This is a genomic window from Enterobacter sp. R-1.6.2, from assembly GCF_035064085.1.
Taxonomy (GTDB): Bacteria; Pseudomonadota; Gammaproteobacteria; order Enterobacterales; family Enterobacteriaceae; genus Enterobacter; species Enterobacter asburiae_B.
The window spans coordinates 1-18,678 of sequence record NZ_JASEYI010000041.1; the positions used below are offsets into that span (position 1 = coordinate 1).

21 protein-coding genes and 2 pseudogenes are annotated in these 18,678 nt (G+C 52.1%); 16 read left to right on the forward strand and 7 right to left on the reverse strand.

Annotated features, from left to right (window positions below):
• From QMN93_RS24260 to mucA, 3 genes and pseudogenes are all read right to left on the reverse strand, one after another.
• A pseudogene (locus QMN93_RS24260) lies at window positions 1–213 on the reverse strand (sprT domain-containing protein); the annotation flags it as partial.
• 150 nt (window positions 214–363) lie between these two features.
• Complete coding sequence (gene mucB, locus QMN93_RS24265; RefSeq protein WP_016359299.1) at window positions 364–1,629, reverse strand: translesion error-prone DNA polymerase V subunit MucB; 1,266 nt, start codon at window positions 1,627–1,629, stop codon at window positions 364–366.
• The gene (mucA, locus tag QMN93_RS24270) at window positions 1,617–2,057 is read right to left on the reverse strand and encodes a translesion error-prone DNA polymerase V autoproteolytic subunit MucA (RefSeq protein ID WP_000861760.1); all 441 of its coding nucleotides are present in this window, start codon (window positions 2,055–2,057) and stop codon (window positions 1,617–1,619) included. Before mucA ends, mucB begins: the two co-directional genes overlap by 13 nt.
• A gap of 415 nt (window positions 2,058–2,472) precedes the next feature.
• Here mucA and ardB point away from each other — a divergent pair, with 415 nt between their 5' ends.
• The 9 genes from ardB to ccgAI all read left to right on the forward strand — a co-directional run bounded on the left by ardB (window position 2,473) and on the right by ccgAI (window position 8,920).
• Window positions 2,473–2,898 (forward strand): antirestriction protein ArdB, encoded by a 426-nt coding sequence (ardB, locus tag QMN93_RS24275; protein ID WP_323630736.1) that lies wholly within the window; start codon window positions 2,473–2,475, stop codon window positions 2,896–2,898.
• A gap of 57 nt (window positions 2,899–2,955) precedes the next feature.
• Window positions 2,956–3,360, forward strand: a complete 405-nt coding sequence (gene ardR, locus QMN93_RS24280) for an antirestriction protein ArdAB regulator ArdR (RefSeq protein ID WP_000881513.1) — start codon at window positions 2,956–2,958, stop codon at window positions 3,358–3,360.
• 9 nt (window positions 3,361–3,369) lie between these two features.
• On the forward strand, window positions 3,370–3,609 hold the full coding sequence (locus tag QMN93_RS24285; RefSeq protein WP_016359300.1) for a hypothetical protein: 240 nt from the start codon (window positions 3,370–3,372) through the stop codon (window positions 3,607–3,609).
• Window positions 3,610–4,493: 884 nt separating this feature from the next.
• Window positions 4,494–4,790, forward strand: a complete 297-nt coding sequence (ccgD, locus tag QMN93_RS24290) for a protein CcgD (protein ID WP_000545925.1) — start codon at window positions 4,494–4,496, stop codon at window positions 4,788–4,790.
• Between the two features lie 14 nt (window positions 4,791–4,804).
• Entirely contained in the window at window positions 4,805–5,146 is a 342-nt protein-coding gene (locus QMN93_RS24295) for a hypothetical protein (protein ID WP_015344948.1), read from the forward strand.
• A gap of 68 nt (window positions 5,147–5,214) precedes the next feature.
• Window positions 5,215–5,499, forward strand: a complete 285-nt coding sequence (gene ccgC / locus QMN93_RS24300; protein WP_013263793.1) for a protein CcgC — start codon at window positions 5,215–5,217, stop codon at window positions 5,497–5,499.
• A gap of 208 nt (window positions 5,500–5,707) precedes the next feature.
• Window positions 5,708–6,040 carry a hypothetical protein gene (locus QMN93_RS24305; RefSeq protein WP_016359303.1) on the forward strand — a complete coding sequence of 111 codons (333 nt, stop codon included), beginning with the start codon at window positions 5,708–5,710 and terminating at the stop codon, window positions 6,038–6,040.
• A gap of 1,359 nt (window positions 6,041–7,399) precedes the next feature.
• Window positions 7,400–7,909 (forward strand): antirestriction protein ArdA, encoded by a 510-nt coding sequence (locus QMN93_RS24310; protein ID WP_012561131.1) that lies wholly within the window; start codon window positions 7,400–7,402, stop codon window positions 7,907–7,909.
• A gap of 831 nt (window positions 7,910–8,740) precedes the next feature.
• The gene (gene ccgAI / locus QMN93_RS24315) at window positions 8,741–8,920 is read left to right on the forward strand and encodes a protein CcgAI (protein ID WP_012561134.1); all 180 of its coding nucleotides are present in this window, start codon (window positions 8,741–8,743) and stop codon (window positions 8,918–8,920) included.
• Between the two features lie 461 nt (window positions 8,921–9,381).
• On the opposite strand, the gene QMN93_RS24320 is transcribed toward ccgAI, so the two are convergent.
• From QMN93_RS24320 to stbA, 4 genes are all read right to left on the reverse strand, one after another.
• A complete protein-coding gene (locus QMN93_RS24320; protein ID WP_012561137.1) occupies window positions 9,382–9,726 on the reverse strand; it encodes a hypothetical protein in 345 nt (114 codons plus the stop codon).
• Window positions 9,727–9,926: 200 nt separating this feature from the next.
• The gene (gene stbC / locus QMN93_RS24325; RefSeq protein WP_012561138.1) at window positions 9,927–10,295 is read right to left on the reverse strand and encodes a plasmid stabilization protein StbC; all 369 of its coding nucleotides are present in this window, start codon (window positions 10,293–10,295) and stop codon (window positions 9,927–9,929) included.
• A gap of 1 nt (window position 10,296) precedes the next feature.
• Window positions 10,297–11,013, reverse strand: coding sequence for a StbB family protein (gene stbB, locus QMN93_RS24330; RefSeq protein WP_012561139.1), 717 nt, complete (start codon window positions 11,011–11,013; stop codon window positions 10,297–10,299).
• Window positions 11,014–11,021: 8 nt separating this feature from the next.
• Window positions 11,022–11,408 (reverse strand): plasmid stabilization protein StbA, encoded by a 387-nt coding sequence (gene stbA / locus QMN93_RS24335; RefSeq protein ID WP_013279398.1) that lies wholly within the window; start codon window positions 11,406–11,408, stop codon window positions 11,022–11,024.
• A gap of 588 nt (window positions 11,409–11,996) precedes the next feature.
• Between stbA and QMN93_RS24340 the strand changes: the two genes are divergently transcribed.
• From QMN93_RS24340 to QMN93_RS24370, 7 genes and pseudogenes are all read left to right on the forward strand, one after another.
• Window positions 11,997–12,413, forward strand: coding sequence for a hypothetical protein (locus QMN93_RS24340; RefSeq protein WP_001749975.1), 417 nt, complete (start codon window positions 11,997–11,999; stop codon window positions 12,411–12,413).
• 1 nt (window position 12,414) lies between these two features.
• On the forward strand, window positions 12,415–13,944 hold the full coding sequence (locus QMN93_RS24345; protein ID WP_000342688.1) for a type IV secretion system DNA-binding domain-containing protein: 1,530 nt from the start codon (window positions 12,415–12,417) through the stop codon (window positions 13,942–13,944).
• A complete protein-coding gene (gene mobF, locus QMN93_RS24350; RefSeq protein ID WP_012561142.1) occupies window positions 13,944–17,180 on the forward strand; it encodes a MobF family relaxase in 3,237 nt (1,078 codons plus the stop codon). The genes QMN93_RS24345 and mobF overlap by 1 nt, the downstream gene beginning before the upstream one ends.
• On the forward strand, window positions 17,180–17,578 hold the full coding sequence (locus QMN93_RS24355; RefSeq protein ID WP_012561143.1) for a DUF6710 family protein: 399 nt from the start codon (window positions 17,180–17,182) through the stop codon (window positions 17,576–17,578). Before mobF ends, QMN93_RS24355 begins: the two co-directional genes overlap by 1 nt.
• A 63-nt stretch (window positions 17,579–17,641) precedes the next feature.
• Window positions 17,642–17,932, forward strand: a complete 291-nt coding sequence (locus QMN93_RS24360) for a nucleotidyltransferase family protein (protein ID WP_001247892.1) — start codon at window positions 17,642–17,644, stop codon at window positions 17,930–17,932.
• Window positions 17,929–18,330: a DUF86 domain-containing protein gene (locus QMN93_RS24365; protein ID WP_001293886.1), complete on the forward strand. Its 402-nt coding sequence runs from the start codon at window positions 17,929–17,931 to the stop codon at window positions 18,328–18,330. The genes QMN93_RS24360 and QMN93_RS24365 overlap by 4 nt, the downstream gene beginning before the upstream one ends.
• Window positions 18,320–18,604: pseudogene (locus tag QMN93_RS24370) on the forward strand (cupin domain-containing protein); the annotation flags it as partial. The gene QMN93_RS24365 and the pseudogene QMN93_RS24370, both read left to right, overlap by 11 nt.
• Between the last annotated feature and the right edge of the window lie 74 nt (window positions 18,605–18,678).

Consider the following 18,678-nt stretch of genomic DNA (forward strand, 5'->3'; position numbering starts at 1 on the left):
GATCGAGAAATACACCGGATTCATAGCGATCTCGTCTACCGTGTACCCACTCTCACGGCCGACGAAACGCTTAAAGGAACAATAGCCATACGTTCGCTTCTCACGCTGCAACGTTATCAGGCATGGCGGCAGCTCGTTGCTGAATAGCTTCTCATTGAAAAAATCGTAGGCTCTCTGAAGTTCATCGTAGGTTTCGGGCGTAGGCAAATTCACTGCTAACCTCACATATATGTATTGTGCAATACACATAATTTAGCTGATCTTTTATACAGAGGAAACGGCTTTTACCGAAAACCGCGAAACCGTGCCGAAACTTGTTTCGGCCGGTTGAGGGGTTAACCGGCCCGTGTACGGCGCCGGTAATTATTTGATGGTGGCTATTGGTATTGAGCGCCAGTCTGTCGTGTAATCAGGTGACAACATCTGACGACGCATGGCAAAGGAGTTATCGATGCCCTGGCCTGCAAAAAAAAGCTGGCTCTTTCCACGCCGGTTTATACCATCAAGAACAGCCATTAAAGCCTCGCTGCCAGCTGAAGGCGTAGCAGAGTCGAATAAATCAAGCTGGGCCTCCTTCCCGCTAAAATCTGCCAGCATGACCCCTGCTTTTGCATACGCAATATCTTCCCGCCAGATCCGCGCCAGCGCGGCTTGTGCTGCCTGAATTATCGTGCGGCTGTCCTGGGTTGCCACCGTCAGTTTTTCGGTTGCCTGATTGGCATACTGTGTATCACGCACTGAATAAGGACTGGTACGGATAAAGACGCTTATGACGCGGCAGTATTGCCTCTCATTACGCAGTTTTTCAGCTGCGCGCGCTGCAAATCCGGTGACAGCCTGCTGCATGTCCGTCAGGGTTTCTACGCGTTGGCCGAATGAGCGCGACACAACAATCTGCTGCTTCGCAGGAGGGTTTTCTTCCAGGCTGAAGCAAGCCTCGCCGCGCAACTCCCGTACCGTTCTTTCAAGCACAACGCCGAATGTTTTACGGATTAGGCGCGTATCTGCCCTGGCTAAATCCAGCACCGTTTTGATCCCCATTGTGGCGAGTGCTTTCTCTGTACGATGGCCGACGCCCCAGACTTCCGCAACCGGCAGGATGCTCATTAATTTCTTCAGTCTGGCGCCATCGTCCAGAGCAACCACCCCGCCAGTAGCGGGCCATGTTTTTGCAGCGTGGTTACACAGCTTCGCCAGCGTCTTAGTACGGGCAATACCGACCCCGCATACCAGCGTTGTGTGTCGCCTGACTTCCTCGCGCAGTTGGCGCCCGAAAGCGTCAAGGCTCATGGCGGCCGTTATCCCTTTGCAGTCAACAAAAAGCTCGTCGATTGAATACTGTTCGACGTGGCTTGCAAGGGACTCAACTACGGCCGCGAACCGGGCCGACATGGAGGCATAGAGAGTGTAATTAGAGCTAAAAATAGCGATGTTATGACGCTCGATTATGGGTCTGACTTTGAAGTACGGATCGCCCATTTTCAGGCCCGCTTTCTTCGCCAGGTAATTACGGGCCACAATGTTGCCGTCATTGTTGGATAAAACGGCCACTGCTCGGTTTGCCAGATCTGGCCTAAATGCCTGCTCACAGCTGGCGTACATGCCATTGACATCAATCAGCGCAAACATACCGGATGCTCGATAAGGGAATGCGTAACCACTCCCCAGATTTCAACGCTCTCATTATCCGGGTCAATGTAGTACACAGGAAAATCTTTGTTCATCGGCATCAGGCAGGGTCTGGGCCTCAGCAGTAGCCGCTTCACGGTAAATTCATTATGGATGCAGGCGACTACGATTGAGCCGTGGCTGGCCGTCAGCGAGCGATCCACAACCAGTACGTCACCATCATGGATGCGGCCATCTTCCATTGACGAGCCAGAAACCCGTAGGAAGTAAGTTGCTGAAGGGTGACGAACACAATACTCATGCAGGTTTAACTCCTGCTTTTCATAGCCCTGGGCCGGGCTGGGGAACCCCGCAGAAATTCTTTGCAGATAAAAAGGGATGCTGTGTACCCGGCTGGCGCCGGAGCTTTCAAAAATATCGACCTTCATAGCGATCTTCCAAATCACTGTTTACTTATACAGTATCGCTGTTATGGTCAGGTTGGCAAGTTTTACAGGTACTCTACTATATGTAGTGCTGCTTCAGCTGCCAACGAACGCTATATATAGTGTTTGTTGGCTTTCTGTTTTCTCAGTGTCCCCTGTAACCGGCCGCGTGGCGGCGGGCTAGCAGGGAGGGGGGGTGGCCTGTCGCTCCGGTCAGTCCCGCAGTTTCCGGCGATTTGCCCCCGGTGTCCGGTGGAGTCCGGCGAGGTCGCCTTCCATGCTCTGACGGGCATAAAATTAGGTAAATATAATCCGTACTTATATTGACTTTAACGCCCCATTGTACGATAATTAAAAAGTGGCAGGTGATGTGCCTGCCGCTTAACCATCGCCGGTATCGGCTTTAAGAGGAAGTATCATGGAAACTATCGAAATCACCGCCCGCTACATTTCTGAAAACGCCCGCATGAACTTCATGCCTGCGGCATTTCGTGGCGCTTTCTTCAGCGCAGATCACTTCATTCAGTCCTTTCTGAATCGTTACGCTAAAGACTACCAGGGAGGGTATTGGGAATACCTTCAGGCCTGCAATGGCGCGTTTTTTATGGAAGCGCCCCAACCTCTTTGGCTCTCGTTACCTAACTATTTTGAAGGTGAATGCAGCGCGCGCGAAGTAGGGATTATTGTTTGTCTGTATGCCTACAGTTACTTTTGCGGCCTGGCATATGAAGAAGGCAAAGCCGAACTGAACGAAACGATGGCTAACCGGTATCACCTGTTGCGGGAGTACGTTAATACGCTGGAGAACGAAAGCCAGAATCGTATTTATCGTGCCATTGATTAACTGATAACCAGGCGGGCAAAGCCCGCCTTATCGTGACTGTCACGCTCAGGGGAAACTATGTTAGCGACACTTCAACACCCTACCGCCTGGCAATTGCCAGATCGGTTAATGCTTTTGGAACTGTTAATGTTCGATTACCGTAATTCCGATCAGGAGCGCTACGGCCAGCAAATCTATCACCACTATCGTAAACAGGGTAATCATCGCTGGGATACTTCTGTTCATCAGGATAGCGGCGGCCAATACGCGATTATTTTCCGGCACTCCTTCAGCAAAAAACAGGCTGATGGCGTTAAGCGAACGATGATCCGCGATGAAACCGTTATACGGGCAGGTACGGCGCAGGAGCTGACAGAAGCGACATTTCCCGACTTCCAGGATAGCGATATTCTGAAGGCGTCGGATTTCTTTAAGTCGCTTATCCAGCGCAAAGCGGCAGACGTAACACAAACCGATATTTGAGGATCAGCGATGCTGAACAAAACCGAAAACAACACCAACATTAGTAGTATCAACCCCTGTTCTACAGAGGGCCTAATTGCCGTGACGGGAAATGATGGAGAGACGCATATCATTCAGCGTGAGTTAATATCCCACTCTGTTAAAGGGCATGAAGCCACAATCATTCACCTTGTAACCGGGAAGTGGATAAGGGTTTCTTTGTCATCTGAAATACTGGCAAAAAAACTAGGCATTACCGCGTCTGAATAACGGGTTTTGTAGCTTGTTATAAGGTTTTATCTGTGTGTGGCAGAGTTCTAAAAAGGGAAACGTGAGAGATTATGAATACGATTAGTATAACGGAAATCGTGTTGAGTGTGCTTCTTGCGGGCGCTTTGGGGCCGGTTTTATTACGTCGAAAAAAAGGTCTGCTGTTACTGTTGTTGATTCTGGTCTGCACGATACTTTTGCTTCATGGTGTCACTACGATTTACTGATGTGGTCGAAAATCTTTAAAAGCGAACCCCCGGACGTCACCCCTCCGGGGCCGTTCTGCTGTGCTGCGCATCGAGCCGCTACGCGTCTCGCCCCGCTCACGCGGGCAGCTGCCACTGACGCCTCCGGCCTGCGGCCTCCGCGCTCCGCTTGGCAACCCCTTCCCCTGCTGCCGCTCATTTCCCCTTCAGCCTCCTATCATGATTCGTCTCCTGCATTATCCGTGGATTGTGCAGCTCAGTGGGGCGCTGGCCGTGACGGTGCGGTGTCCCCCGTAACCGGCCGCGCGGCGGCCGCTAACTCGCAGTACGGCGCCGCGACCCGCAGGCGGGCCGCCGTACCCGCGCGCAGGCGCGCGGCGCCCACTGCGCACCCCCGTGGGGGACGTGCGGCAGCTGCGTGGCGGCGGGCTGGGTTATGGCTTAGCAGGGAGGGGGGTTGGCCTGTTGCTCCGGTCAGTCCCGCAGTTTCCGGCGATTTGCGGCCGGTGTCCGGTGGAGTCCGGCGCGGTCGCCTTCCATGCCCTGACGGGCATAAAAACAGGTAAATAAATTCCGTACCTGTATTGACTTTAAAAGCATAATCAACGATAATTAAATCATCGGGAGGCGACACCGCCACCCGAAAAATTGCCGGTATCGGCGCTTACAGGAGTCGTCATGCACTTTACTAACTTCCTTCAGCGTTACTTCGATATAGAGATTGAACATACCTTTGACCCTACCATTCAGGGCAGCAACGAAACGGGTAAAGACGTCACTAAAATCTGGATCTATGAGAAGGGCGAGGATAGCGAACCGCTGCTTACTCTGACAGAAGCATGGTGGTATACCGAGACAAAAACGGCTGGTAACTGGCTTATCGGCAACGTGTATTCAACGCTTGAGCATGGGCGTGAAATTCATGAAAGTGAATTTCGTAAACTGGTAACAGCTGGCAAGGTGATATCAGCATGAGTAAGGGGAATAAAATGCTTATTAATCGGATAGCGGTTATCGGGCTTGCAGTTGTCGCAGCCGCTACGCAGGCAGGTGTGCCGCCGGTTAAGTTTTTTTACCGGGATACAGTCCCGGTAAGCATTACGCTGGACGAACCCGCAACGGGTTGCAGCATGGCCGGTGTGATTGTTCATCCAGTGGATCGGCCAGCGGCAAAAGTGGCATGGTTTAGCGAGCGGATTTGCGGTAAAAAACGTTACCCGGTTAGCTTTATCAGTGATGAAATTAGCGCCCCGCATAACGTGATCCATAAAGGGGAAAAGTTTCACGTTACCCCGGCTCAGGTCAATCTCCTGGACGCGCAAAACCTCTAATTAAATCATCGGGTGGCAATACCGCCGCCCGAACAATCGCCGGTATCGGCAACCATCAAGGAGTTCACATGTATCACTATCTCGTTTTTGTCCCTCTCGCATTAATTATTAGCGCCGCTGCGCTTGCCCTGCCCTGGTTTATCGTTCGTGCGGGATACAGGGATCTGGTGCAGATCACCTGCGCCTGCGTCTCTGTTCTGGGCCTGTGTGCGGCGACAGGGGTTTTCAGCTACTTCGATAATAAGCCGCTTGCGTTTCTGTACGGTTGCGGCGCGCTGGCGTGCTTTTTGTACGCGGTAGACTGCGCGATACCGTTGTATATGACGCGTAAAAAGCCACGTAAGCAGCTGTAAGAAAAAAGGCGGGAATCCCCGCCTTTTTTTATTGAGGCTGTCAGAAAGCGATTCAGGCACTCTATGAACGCTTTGCAAGATATAAAATTATGCATGCATATTCCGTACTTATATTGACTTTGAGGGCATAATCACCGATAATTAAATCATCGGGAGGCAACACCGTCGCCCGCAAAATTGCCGGTATCGGCGCGCAAAGGAGTACATCATGGATTACCAGACCCGCTTAAATTCTGATATAACCAAAGAGATTGATTATCTGGCATCACTGCGTAAACAACGCATGGTGGCGGATCTGCGCACAGAGCTGGTTTACGGCTCCCTGGAGCGTCTGGCAGATATGATCTGCAACACCGTCACTGACTGGTCGCACCCCTGCCCTGTTCTGCCGCTTTCTTCCGTACAGCAATGGCACAAAGCCCGCGAAATCGTCCTGGCAGATTATGAGGACTTCGGCCACGATGCCTGGGACTTTGCCCGCCACTATATGAAAACAGAGCTTAGCTTCGGTTATGCCTGCTACAAAGACGATATTGCCTGATGATTAACAACATGGGGGGCTAACGCCTCCCTGATAAACTGACCCTTTTAATGGCCTTACCGCCGATTTCAGATGGAACGAGAGATAAACAGCGGCAGACTCCGGGCGTTACCCCTTCGGGGCCGCTCTGCTGTGCTGCGCATCGAGCCGGTTCCCGTCTCGCCCCGCTTACGCGGGCAGCGGCCGCTAACGCCTCCGGCCTCCGGCCTTCGGCCTCCGCGCTCCGCTTGGCCTCCGGGCTTTGCCCTCCGCGCTGGCGCTTGGCGGCTGGCGTCAGCCGCCAGCCAGGTTCGCCGGTATCTCAGCTGCCCGGTCATAAAGCCGTTCCGTTGGCGTGGGTCGTTCCGCCTATGACCGCAGTGAAACCGGGCGCGGCAGGTTGTCAACAGACGCTTCGCTCAAGCTGTTGACAACCTGCCTTATTCGCCCGGTTACAGTGCGGCCGTCGGAAACGACACCCCGCCAACTTCTCTACAGGTGCTATATGACCTCTACCATCCTCGAAAACCTACCGCAAATCATCACCTCGCTGGCCGCTCTGATTACGGCCGTAACCGGCCTAATCAAAGTGCTACGCGACAAAGACAAGTAACAGCCATCGGGGCGGCTGTGCCGCCCCTTTGCTGCTGCTTGCCGGTGATCTCTCCAGTTTATGTTCTGACATTGTGCTAAATCCTGATGCCACACAGGGCGTTACCCCTTCGGGGCCGCTCTGCTGTGCTGCGCATCGAGCCGGTTCCCGTCTCGCCCCGCTTACGCGGGCAGCGGCCGCTAACGCCTCCGGCCTTCGGCCTCCGCGCTCCGCTTGGCAGGCCACACCCTGCGCCGGACTCGCCCGGCCGCAAGCGGCCGCCCCGCCCCTTCGGGGTGCCAACGCCCTTCAGGCGTCGGCATCCTTTGCCAGTGCGCTATTGTGTTATCCGTGGATTGTGCAGCTCAGCGGGGCGCTGGCCGTGACGGTGCGGTGTCCCCCGTAACCGGCCGCGCGGCGGCCGCTAACTCGCAGTACGGCGCCGCGACCCGCAGGCGGGCCGCCGTACCCGCGCGCAGGCGCGCGGCGCCCACTGCGCACCCCCGTGGGGGACGTGCGGCAGCTGCGTGGCGGCGGGCTGGGTTATGGCTTAGCAGGGAGGGGGGTTGGCCTGTTGCTCCGGTCAGTCCCGCAGTTTCCGGCGATTTGCGGCCGGTGTCCGGTGGAGTCCGGCGCGGTCGCCTTCCATGCCCTGACGGGCATAAAAACAGGTAAATAAATTCCGTATCTGTATTGACTTTAAAAGCATAATCAACGATAATTAAATCATCGGGAGGCAATACCGCCGCCCGAAAAATTGCCGGTATCGGCGCTTTAAGGAGTACACCATGACTGATATTACGACCCCTTCTGTTTATGTTGGCACTTACCATAAATACAACTGCGGAAGCATTGCGGGAGCCTGGCTCGATCTGACCGATTTTGATAGCTCAGAGGAGTTTTACGAGCGCTGCCGCGAGTTACACGCAAATGAGGCTGATCCAGAATTTATGTTCCAAGATTGGGAGGGTATTCCGTCTGGTATGGCGTCAGAGTGCCATATCAACTGGGATTTTATTAACGGCTTTAAACAAGCCCGCGAGGAAGGTAACGAAGCGGCGTTTGTGGCCTTTGTTGATCTGTTTAATAGCACTGATTTCGACCTGTTTAGAGATGCCTATATGGGCGAAGCTAAGGACGAAGAAACTTTTGCAGAGGAATACCTGAATGATAGCGGTCTACTGAATGATATTCCGGAATCCGTAGCCCGATATTTTGACATCGTAGCCTATGCGCGGGATCTGTTTATTGGGGATTTCAGTTTACATGATGGACACGTATTTAACATGACTTGCTGAAACCTAGTCCCCCGCAACGCGGGGGATATTAAACACCGCTCTAATTAATCGCCGGTATCGGCAAACAGCCATCGGGGCGGCTGTGCCGCCCCTTTGCTGCTGCTTGCCGGTGATCTCTCCAGCTCATGTTCTGCCATTGCACTAAATCCTGATGCCACACCGGGCGTTACCCCTTCGGGGTCGCTCTGCTGTGCTGCGCATCGAGCCGGTTCCCGTCTCGCCCCGCTTACGCGGGCAGCGGCCGCTAACGCCTCCGGCCTTCGGCCTCCGCGCTCCGCTTGGCAGGCCACACCCTGCGCCGGACTCGCCCGGCCGCAAGCGGCCGCCCCGCCCCTTCGGGGTGCCCACGCCCTTCAGGCGTCGGCATCCTTTGCCAGTGCGCTATTGTGTTATCCGTGGATTGTGCAGCTCAGCGGGGCACTGGCCGTGACTGTGCGGTGTCCCCCGTAACCGGCCGCGCGGCGGCCGCTAACTCGCAGTACGGCGCCGCGACCCGCAGGCGGGCCGCCGTACCCGCGCGCAGGCGCGCGGCGCCCACTGCGCACCCCCGTGGGGGACGTGCGGCAGCTGCGTGGCGGCGGGCTGGGTTATGGCTTAGCAGGGAGGGGGGTTGGCCTGTTGCTCCGGTCAGTCCCGCAGTTTCCGGCGATTTGCGGCCGGTGTCCGGTGGAGTCCGGCGCGGTCGCCTTCCATGCCCTGACGGGCATAAAAACAGGTAAATAAATTCCGTACCTGTATTGACTTTAAAAGCATAATCACCGATAATTAAATCATCGGGAGGCAACACCGCCACCCGAAAAATTGCCGATATCGGCTCACTAAGGAGCAAGCATGACTACAGTTACCACCCCTTCCCAACTGAAAAAAGAAGTCGAATCTCAGAAAGAATTATTGCTGCGCGCCTGCCTCGAAGCGTTCAACCAGCTGCCTAATCAGCGCCTGCAAGGCGCTTTCCAATCGACGTATGCACTGGCGGCAAAATTAAGCCAGCTGCTGCAACAAACTAAATAGCACTGACTGCCCGGCCAAGCCGGGCCTTTAGGCGATTTCTGAGCCGCCTAAAGAAACAAGCCCGGATTGACCGGGCTTGTTTCTTTCCGCTGCGCGGCCGTTCACGTATAGGAAATTGAAAGCCTTTCTTGTCTGCGTTGAATCCCTGAAAGAGAAGAACATGATCCGCAATCCCCGCCCTGAAGGGCGGGGAGCAGTCAAGGTTTCTGGCTTAGGTCTTCCCTGCCTTGCTTTCCGGTCAGTGCCGGTTGCAGAACTTTACCAGGTTTAAGCAGTCAGGCGTATAGCTGGCGCATTCAGTCTACAAAGCAGAACAGCACGCGAACGTCACCCTGCATATTCAGCTTTTTCAGCGCACCCAGGTGCAAAAAGTACCGTTCACCCAGGAATAGCCGTAGGTATCCGGTTCCAGGAATTGCCGGTGGTTTTTGTTTCTGTGTAAATGTGTATTGCACAATACACTACAAATTTAGTTCATTGGCTTCGACGGCAAGCCAGCAGTTAAAGGTTTCGCCTTTCCGTTCACCCTCGCACCCCCCCTCCGCTTTCAGCTTTCCGCAAGCCTGGCATTTTCCCAGCTGTGCCTTCTGCTCCTGCCACTGCTGCCAGTTGCGGATAAGCAGCAGCTGGAAAAATTCGTTCGTTGAATAAGGCGTTCGTCCAGGACGGCGAACCCGGCACAGCTCCTGCAACATTGCTTCTTCCTGTTTTGTTAGCGTGACTGTCACGCTTGTGCCTTCTTCCTTGAGCCGCGCGCGGCGGCGGGCCTGGCGTATACGGGCCAGTTCTCGCTGTCGGTCATTCATTATTTTTCTCCCCGTGATGGTCACGCGCGACTGTCACGATGAATTAAAACGGGCATTGCCCCTGCGGGGCCGTTCTGCCGTGCTGCGCTTCGAGCCGGTTCCCGTCTCGCCCCGCTTACGCGGGCGGCGGCCACTAATGCCTCCGGCCTTCGGCCTCCGCGCTCCGCTTGACAAAAAAACCGGGACACGCCCGGTTTGCTTTATCTCAGTAAAAGTATCGCTATCGCGGCGCCTACTGCGGCGCCCACGATGGTGCAGCCAGCTGTAATAAAAAGGATCTGACGGGTAAACGTCTCAGCACTGGACGCCTGCGCGCGGCGGAATTTAGTTAGAAATTCCTCGCGCGCCTTAGCATCATCACTAATTGCCAGGCTAATTGAACGCTGGTTTTCTACTAAAGCCCGTTTAAAAGAGTCTGCCGTCTCTCCTAAACTTTCGGTGTCTTTTGCCAGCTTTTCCGAAAGCTCAGAAAGTTTCTGCGTCATTTCTTTCTGAGTTGCGGTGATTTCCTTCGCGTCACCTAAAAACCAGTCCATCAGAACTTCTAATTTATCCGGCTGCTTTTCCATTTTATTCTCCCATTAAAGCCGCATATGCTTTATCGAGATTAGCTTTTACCGGAATCGCCTGTTTCATGTATGTATAACGGCGTGCCAGTTTTTTGCGCTCGTCAGCATCGGTTGTTTGTTTTGCACGGGATTTGAATTCTTCTGGATCTTCAGCGGTCAATACTTCGAATGAGATACGGTGAAACGCCAGATATTCGAAAACCTCACTGTTATAAATAACAGCCTTCTTGCTTATTTTGCCAATCTTCGTTTCTTTGACAAACTCAAACACCGGCGCCAGCACATCTTCTACTTCACTGTCTGGACTAATACGGTTTGGAACAAAGATAATTTTCTTGCTGCTCACGCCCGCTTTACTTAACGTGTGTGCCGTTTTCAGGCTTTCATCAATCGCCTTATTATCCGGCGTCACCGGGATTACATATTTATCAAATTCGTTCGCGCCACTGTCAAAGCGAGACATAGCCATCAGGAACGCTTCAACGTTTGACGCGCCAATATCAATAATGCCTGCATCTTCAAAAACAATATCCTCAATCAAACGTGAGAAGTCGTCACCTTTAAAACTGGTCACATTTTCAATACCCAGATCGGAAGCAGACTGGTTGATAGTCTCTACCGCATAGAACTTTGCACCAGTCAGGCGCGGGGCTAACAGGTAAGATGAAATTAATGTTTTACCAACACTGCCACTGTAATTAATTACCGCTACTTTCATAAATCACCTCAGAATTTTTTGTTGAACTTCTTAGGGTTGAAATCCTCACCGATTTTATTGAAGAACTCTTTATCAATAATGCCGGGACTCTCTGCTTTTTCACTTTCCTGCGCTTCAGGCTCAGACGGTTGTGTATTGTGCAATACACTTTCCGCTGCACCCTTCGCGCTACTCTTATCATGTGTATTGTGCAATACATTTTTTCGGTTTTGCCGCGTTCTATACAGTGCCATCTCAAGCCCTTTGGCTGTTACCGAAAAGCTGTATTCGCTGTCGAGGATTTCAGCAATTTCATGCCGCGTTAGCCCTCTGTCCAGCCAGTTCTCGATTTCATTTAGGCGCAATCTGACAGCAGCCGATAAGTTGCGGGGTTTCAGATCTGCTGGTTTATTCATAACCCCCTCCGTTGTATGAAGATGACTCTACAACACTCGTAAGAAGGGGTCAATCCAGTTTTGTAGTTTATTTGTAGTTTTCTTGTAGTCTATTAGTAGTCTGCCACGGTTTTAGTAGTCTATTTGTAGTTTCTTTGTAGTTTCTTTGTAGTTTCTTTGTAGTTTCCTTGTAGTCTATTAGTAGTCTGACAACGCTAAGGTAAATCGTTTTTTGTAGTTTATCTGTAGTTTCTCTGTAGTTTATCTGTAGTTTTTGGTTGCTCAGATGGTCATGCAAGCATGACCATCAAAGAATAGGACGCTTTTTAGCCAAATGACCCTTAACCTACGGAGGTCGCTCCTACCAAAAAAGATGATTTTTTTTCCTTAACCTGCTATACACCTAACGCAGCGCGATAAATCACGCTATCGTACTGATTTAAAAGATAAAAAAATAAATAGCGTCAATATTCGGTAATAATTAGGTATTAAAAACACCCAATAACCCATTGTTTTATAATGAGTTTGCTTTATTACTTTGGTAATACTAAGATTTCAGCTTGTTAGATCCCAATTTTTTGTTTAAGAAATGCACAATGTGAGGACTGAATGCCAATAATAACCGCAAAAGTATCAGATGAACTTTTGGCCTATATAGACCTGGTTTCAGGAGGTAATCGGTCAGATTATCTGCGGCGCTGCATTGAAGCTGGCCCAGGTGATCGGGAGTCCGGGTTGAAAATAGTTGCCGACCGGCTGAGCGACGTAAATCGCAAACTGGATTATCTTTTTGACCGTGCTTCAGATGCGGATTTTGGCCCACTGCGCGATGAGCTGAAGGCAATAACCGAAACGCTATCTGGCGTAAAATTCCCACCGGCAGGACAGATGATGTTGCATGAATCACTCGCTATTGAAACGCTAATCCTCCTGCGCTCGATAGCAGAACCGGGCAAAACCAAAGCGGCAAAAGCAGAGGTTGAACGTAACGGCTACAAAGTCTGGGAACCAAAAAAGGAGCGCTGAAATGGACGATAGAGAAAGAGGCTTAGCATTTTTATTTGCAATTACTTTGCCTCCAGTGATGGTATGGTTTCTAGTTGCAAAATTTACCTACGGTATTGATCCATCCACGGCTAAATACCTGATTCCGTATCTGGTTAAGAATACTTTTTCGCTATGGCCTTTATGGTCAGCTTTAATTGCTGGCTGGTTTATTGGTGTTGGCGGTCTGATCGCTTTTATCATTTATGATAAATCACGCGTGTTTAAAGGCGAAAGATTCAAAAAGATTTATCGTGGTACAGAGCTTGTTCGCGCCAGAACACTCGCTGATAAAACACGCGAAAGAGGTGTCAACCAGTTAACCGTGGCTAATATCCCCATACCTACATACGCTGAGAACTTGCATTTTTCGATTGCCGGTACAACCGGTACTGGTAAAACCACAATTTTCAATGAACTGTTATTTAAGAGCATCATTAGAGGCGGCAAAAATATTGCTTTAGATCCAAATGGGGGGTTCTTAAAGAATTTCTATCGTCCCGGCGATGTTATTTTAAACGCCTATGATAAACGCACTGAAGGCTGGGTGTTTTTCAATGAAATTCGCCGTTCATATGATTACGAGCGTTTAGTGAACTCTATTGTTCAGGAAAGCCCTGATATGGCTACTGAAGAATGGTTCGGCTATGGCCGTCTTATTTTTAGTGAAGTTTCGAAAAAACTTCACAGCCTATACAGCACAGTAACTATGGAAGAAGTTATTCACTGGGCCTGTAACGTTGACCAGAAAAAATTAAAAGAATTTTTAATGGGGACGCCTGCCGAAGCTATTTTTTCCGGGTCTGAAAAAGCAGTTGGAAGCGCGCGATTTGTTCTCAGTAAGAATCTTGCCCCACATTTGAAAATGCCGGAAGGTAATTTTTCCCTGCGTGACTGGCTTGATGATGGAAAGCCGGGAACCCTGTTTATCACCTGGCAGGAAGAAATGAAAAGGTCACTTAATCCGCTAATTTCCTGCTGGCTGGATTCGATTTTTTCTATCGTGCTGGGTATGGGTGAAAAAGAAAGCCGCATTAATGTATTTATTGACGAGCTGGAATCACTCCAGTTTCTGCCAAACCTCAACGATGCACTGACCAAAGGGCGTAAAAGCGGTCTGTGTGTTTATGCTGGCTATCAAACCTATTCTCAGCTGGTTAAGGTTTATGGTCGGGATATGGCTCAGACAATTCTGGCTAACATGCGTTCTAACATCGTGCTGGGCGGCAGCCGTCTCGGTGATGAAACGTTGGATCAAATGTCGCGCTCACTCGGTGAGATAGAAGGCGAAGTTGAGCGTAAAGAATCCGATCCTCAGAAGCCCTGGATTGTCCGTAAACGCCGCGACGTTAAAGTTGTTCGTGCCGTAACGCCTACCGAAATATCAATGTTGCCAAACCTCACCGGCTATCTGGCGTTGCCTGGTGATATGCCCGTCGCTAAGTTCAAGGCTAAACACGTTAAATACCATCGCAAAAACCCTGTTCCTGGCATTGAACTGAGGGAGATCTGATGCTTGATATAACCACGATTACCCGCCAGAACGTCACTAGCGTTGTGGGCTACTACTCTGATGCAAAGGATGATTACTACAGTAAGGATTCATCATTCACGTCCTGGCAGGGAACCGGAGCTGAAGCCCTCGGCTTATCCGGGGACGTTGAATCAGCCCGGTTTAAAGAGCTGCTTGTCGGAGAGATAGATACCTTCACGCATATGCAGCGACACGTGGGTGATGCCAAAAAAGAGCGTCTGGGCTACGACCTGACGTTTTCAGCGCCTAAAGGGGTATCCATGCAGGCGCTGATACACGGCGATAAAACCATTATCGAGGCTCATGAAAAAGCTGTTGCCGCTGCTGTGCGTGAAGCTGAAAAACTCGCGCAGGCCCGGACGACTCGCCAGGGGAAATCAGTAACCCAGAATACCAATAACCTTGTCGTCGCTACTTTCCGCCACGAAACTTCCAGGGCGCTAGATCCTGATTTGCACACACACGCTTTTGTCATGAACATGACCCAGCGCGAGGACGGCCAGTGGCGCGCGCTCAAAAATGATGAGCTGATGCGTAACAAAATGCACCTGGGCGATGTTTACAAACAGGAGCTGGCGTTGGAGTTGACCAAAGCCGGTTATGAGCTGCGTTACAACAGCAAAAATAACACGTTCGATATGGCCCATTTTTCAGATGAACAGATTCGCGCTTTTTCCCGCCGGTCGGAGCAAATTGAAAAGGGACTCGCTGCAATGGGTCTGACGCGGGAAACCGCCGATGCTCAGACGAAAAGCCGCGTCTCGATGGCTACGCGTGAAAAGAAAACAGAGCATTCCCGTGAAGAAATTCACCAGGAATGGGCCAGCCGCGCCAAAACGCTCGGCATTGATTTTGATAACCGTGAATGGCAGGGACACGGTAAACCTCTGGAGGCTGATATAGCGCGCAACATGGCCCCGGATTTTACCAGCCCGGAGGTTAAAGCTGACCGGGCTATCCAGTTTGCAGTTAAGTCGCTGTCAGAGCGCGATGCCAGCTTTGAACGCCAGAAGCTGATTCAAATCGCTAATAAGCAGGTGCTGGGCCATGCCACAATAGCCGATGTTGAAAAAGCGTACCTGAAGGCGGTACAGAAGGGCGCCATCATCGAGGGCGAAGCCCGGTATCAATCAACTCTGAAGGTCGGTGCTTCAGTTATGGCCGAAACTCTGACGCGCAAAGAGTGGATCGACTCGCTGACGAATAGCGGGATGCGTGCGGATAAAGCCCGTTTTGCGGTAGATGATGGTATTAAAAACGGCAGGCTTAAAAAGACCAGCCACCGCGTCACTACCGTGGAGGGTATTCGCCTTGAGCGTTCCATTCTGACTATCGAATCACGCGGCCGGGGGCAGATGCCGCGACAGCTGACCGCAGAGATTGCAGGCCAGCTGCTTGCCGGGAAAACCCTCAAGAAGGAGCAGATGCGCGCGGTTACAGAAATTGTGACGAGCAAAGATCGGTTTGTGGCCGCACATGGTTACGCCGGTACCGGTAAAAGCTATATGACGATGGCCGCTAAAGAGCTGCTGGAGTCACAAGGGCTGAAGGTCACGGCGCTGGCCCCCTATGGGACACAGAAAAAAGCGCTTGAAGATGATGGATTACCGGCCCGCACCGTTGCCGCTTTCCTCAAAGCGAAGGATAAAAAGCTGGATGAAAAATCAGTCGTATTCATTGATGAAGCCGGGGTTATACCCGCCCGACAGATGAAACAGCTGATGGAGGTGATCGAGAAGCATAACGCTCGCGCGGTATTCCTGGGGGATACGTCACAGACGAAAGCGGTAGAAGCCGGTAAGCCTTTTGAGCAGCTGATTAAAGCAGATATGCAGACCAGCTACATGAAAGACATTCAGCGACAGAAGAATGAAGTTTTGCTTGAGGCGGTTAAGTATGCCGCTGAAGGTAATGCCGCGCGCGCCCTGAAAAATATCACCGGCGTGAACGAACTGAAGGAAGAAGCGCCCCGACTCGCTCAACTTGCCGATCGCTACCTGTCTCTGTCCTCAGAACAACAGGATGCCACCCTGATAATCTCTGGTACGAACGCCTCACGCAAAACCCTCAATGACTACATCCGGGGCAATCTGGGGCTTGCCGGAACCGGCGAAACGTTCACGCTACTTGACCGCGTGGATTCGACACAGGCGGAACGCCGCGACAGCCGTTATTTCAGTAAAGGGCAAATCATTATCCCCGAACAGGATTACAAAAATGGTATGAAGCGGGGCGAGTCTTACCAGGTTCTTGATACCGGGCCGGGCAACAAATTGACGGTTGAAAGCAGCAGCGGTGAGCAGATCGCTTTCAGCCCGCGTACACACACCAAGCTGTCTGTATACCAGGCAGTCAGCGCCGAACTGGCGCCGGGCGATAAGGTTATGGTAACGCGTAACGATAAAACGCTGGACGTTGCCAACGGCGACCGCTTCACGGTGAAAACCGTGGAGGGTGAAAAACTGACGCTTGAGGACAAAAAAGGGCGCACGGTTGAGCTGGACAAAAAACAGGCTTCTTATCTTTCCTATGCTTATGCAACCACCGTCCACAAATCCCAAGGGCTTACCTGTGATCGCGTGTTGTTCAACATAGATACCAAATCGCTTACCACTTCTAAGGACGTTTTTTATGTTGGTATTTCGCGTGCGCGTCATGAGGTGGAAATTTTTACCGACGATAAAAAATCTTTGGCATCGAGCGTGAGCCGCGACAGCCCGAAAACCACGGCCGCAGAAATTGACCGTTTCTTTGGGCTTGAGGCCAGGTTTAAGGATATTGGCCGCGATACCAGTTTAGAAACCCGATCAGCTGAAAAAGGTCTGCCAGAAGCCACGGGGGAAAGCATGGCGTTTAACCAGAAACCCGATGAACATAACATGACAACCGGCACTGATTATCAGCCGGTGAGCAACGCAGAGGACGCCTTTCATCTTAAGCAGAACCCTATGGATGATTCCGTTGGCCTGCGGCGTCATGAAGCACAGCAAAATGATGCAGAGCTGGCCCATGATTATGCTGCTGCCGACGATCAGCAGTGGAGCGCGCAGGAGTATGCCGATTACGAGCATTATGCCGAAGCATCAGACTACGACTTTGACAGCAGCATTTACGACGATTACGCCATGCCGCAGACGTCTCAGGCGGAACAGAGCCATACCGGAAAAGAACACACCCATGAGCATGAGCATGAAGAAGGGGGCCATGAAATCTGATGGAGCAGACCGACAAGCGCAAGCAGGATAAACTGAAGTTCGACCGGGTAATTAATCTGGCGCGCAGACTGCCGCAACCGGCGATCCATGACTTACTACGCGCGCTGATACTGCCAATTCAGGCCGATTACTTGCTGGCCGTTGGCACGGAGGGCCAGGACGCGCGCCCGGACATGAACGAGCGCGAGTTCTTCTTCACAAAAATCATCTGGGCGATGGATTACACGCACATGAAATCACTCAGGCTTGCAGCTGAAGATTTTCCCCTGGCGCTTGCGACGGCCAAGATCCTGCCGTGGCCGTGGGGTGAATCAAGCTACCGGAGTGCTTTAGCCGATATAGGCAGCGCTAAGGGCAATCCGTGGGTACAGGATATTAACCACCGCGTTACTTTGTGAGTTCTTGAAATTCTATTCTTGATTGCATATCATCTCAACGAGTTTCGATAAGAAAGGATGCGCATGCGACCGTCTGTTGTGCTTGACATGAAGCGAAGCGCAGTGCGTGAAGCGGTAGGCCGCTTTCGCGCCGCGAACCCGCGCGTCTTCGGCTCGGTGCTGCATGGCACCGACCGGGATGGCAGCGACCTCGACCTGTTGGTCGATGCGCTGCCCGGTGCCACGTTGTTGGACTTGGGCGATTTGGAAGAAGAACTGAAATCGCTGCTCGGCGTTGACGTCGATCTGCTGACTCCCGGCGACCTGCCGCCGAAGTTCCGGGCCAAGGTGCTCGCGGAGGCGCAACCGATATGAGCGAGAACCGCCTGCCCGATTACCTCGACCACATTCAGCAGGCCGCAACCGATGCGCGCAGCTTCGTGGAAGGGATGGCCAAGGACGACTTCTTGGCCGACAAGCGCACCCAGCAGGCCGTCATCATGAGCCTGATCGTCATCGGCGAGGCGGCCACAAAGGTGATGGATGGCTACGTCGAGTTCACCCAGGCGCATGCCGACGTGCCGTGGCGCAGCATGCGCAATATGCGTAATCGCATGGCTCACGGCTATTTCGACATCAACCTCGATGTGGTGTGGGAGACGGTACAGGAATGGCTGCCGGCGTTGCTCCAGCAATTGCCCGCCGTGCGTCAGGATGCCGACGATGAAGACCGTAACGACAACTGTGAAAGAGGGATCTCCGATGACTGTTGAATCGAGAATATTTTCTGTAGCCGAGTATGTTCAGCCGTCCGAAGGCGAGCCTATTCGTTCCGTTGTGCTTGAAACCCGAGACTCAATTATCGTGGTTTGGCATGTCCATCCCGGGCAGGAAATTGCGGCTCACATTCATCCTCACGGCCAAGACACGTGGACTGTTTTGTCGGGAATGGCTGATTACTTTCAGGGCAATGGGATTGTTCGTGCCCTCAGGGAAGGTGAGATAGCCGTGGCAAGACCGGGCCAAGTGCACGGGGCGCGAAATACGGCACTGTTGCAAATAGTCGGTGGTGATAAACTTATCATCCCCTTTTGCTGATGGAGCTGCACATGAACCCATTC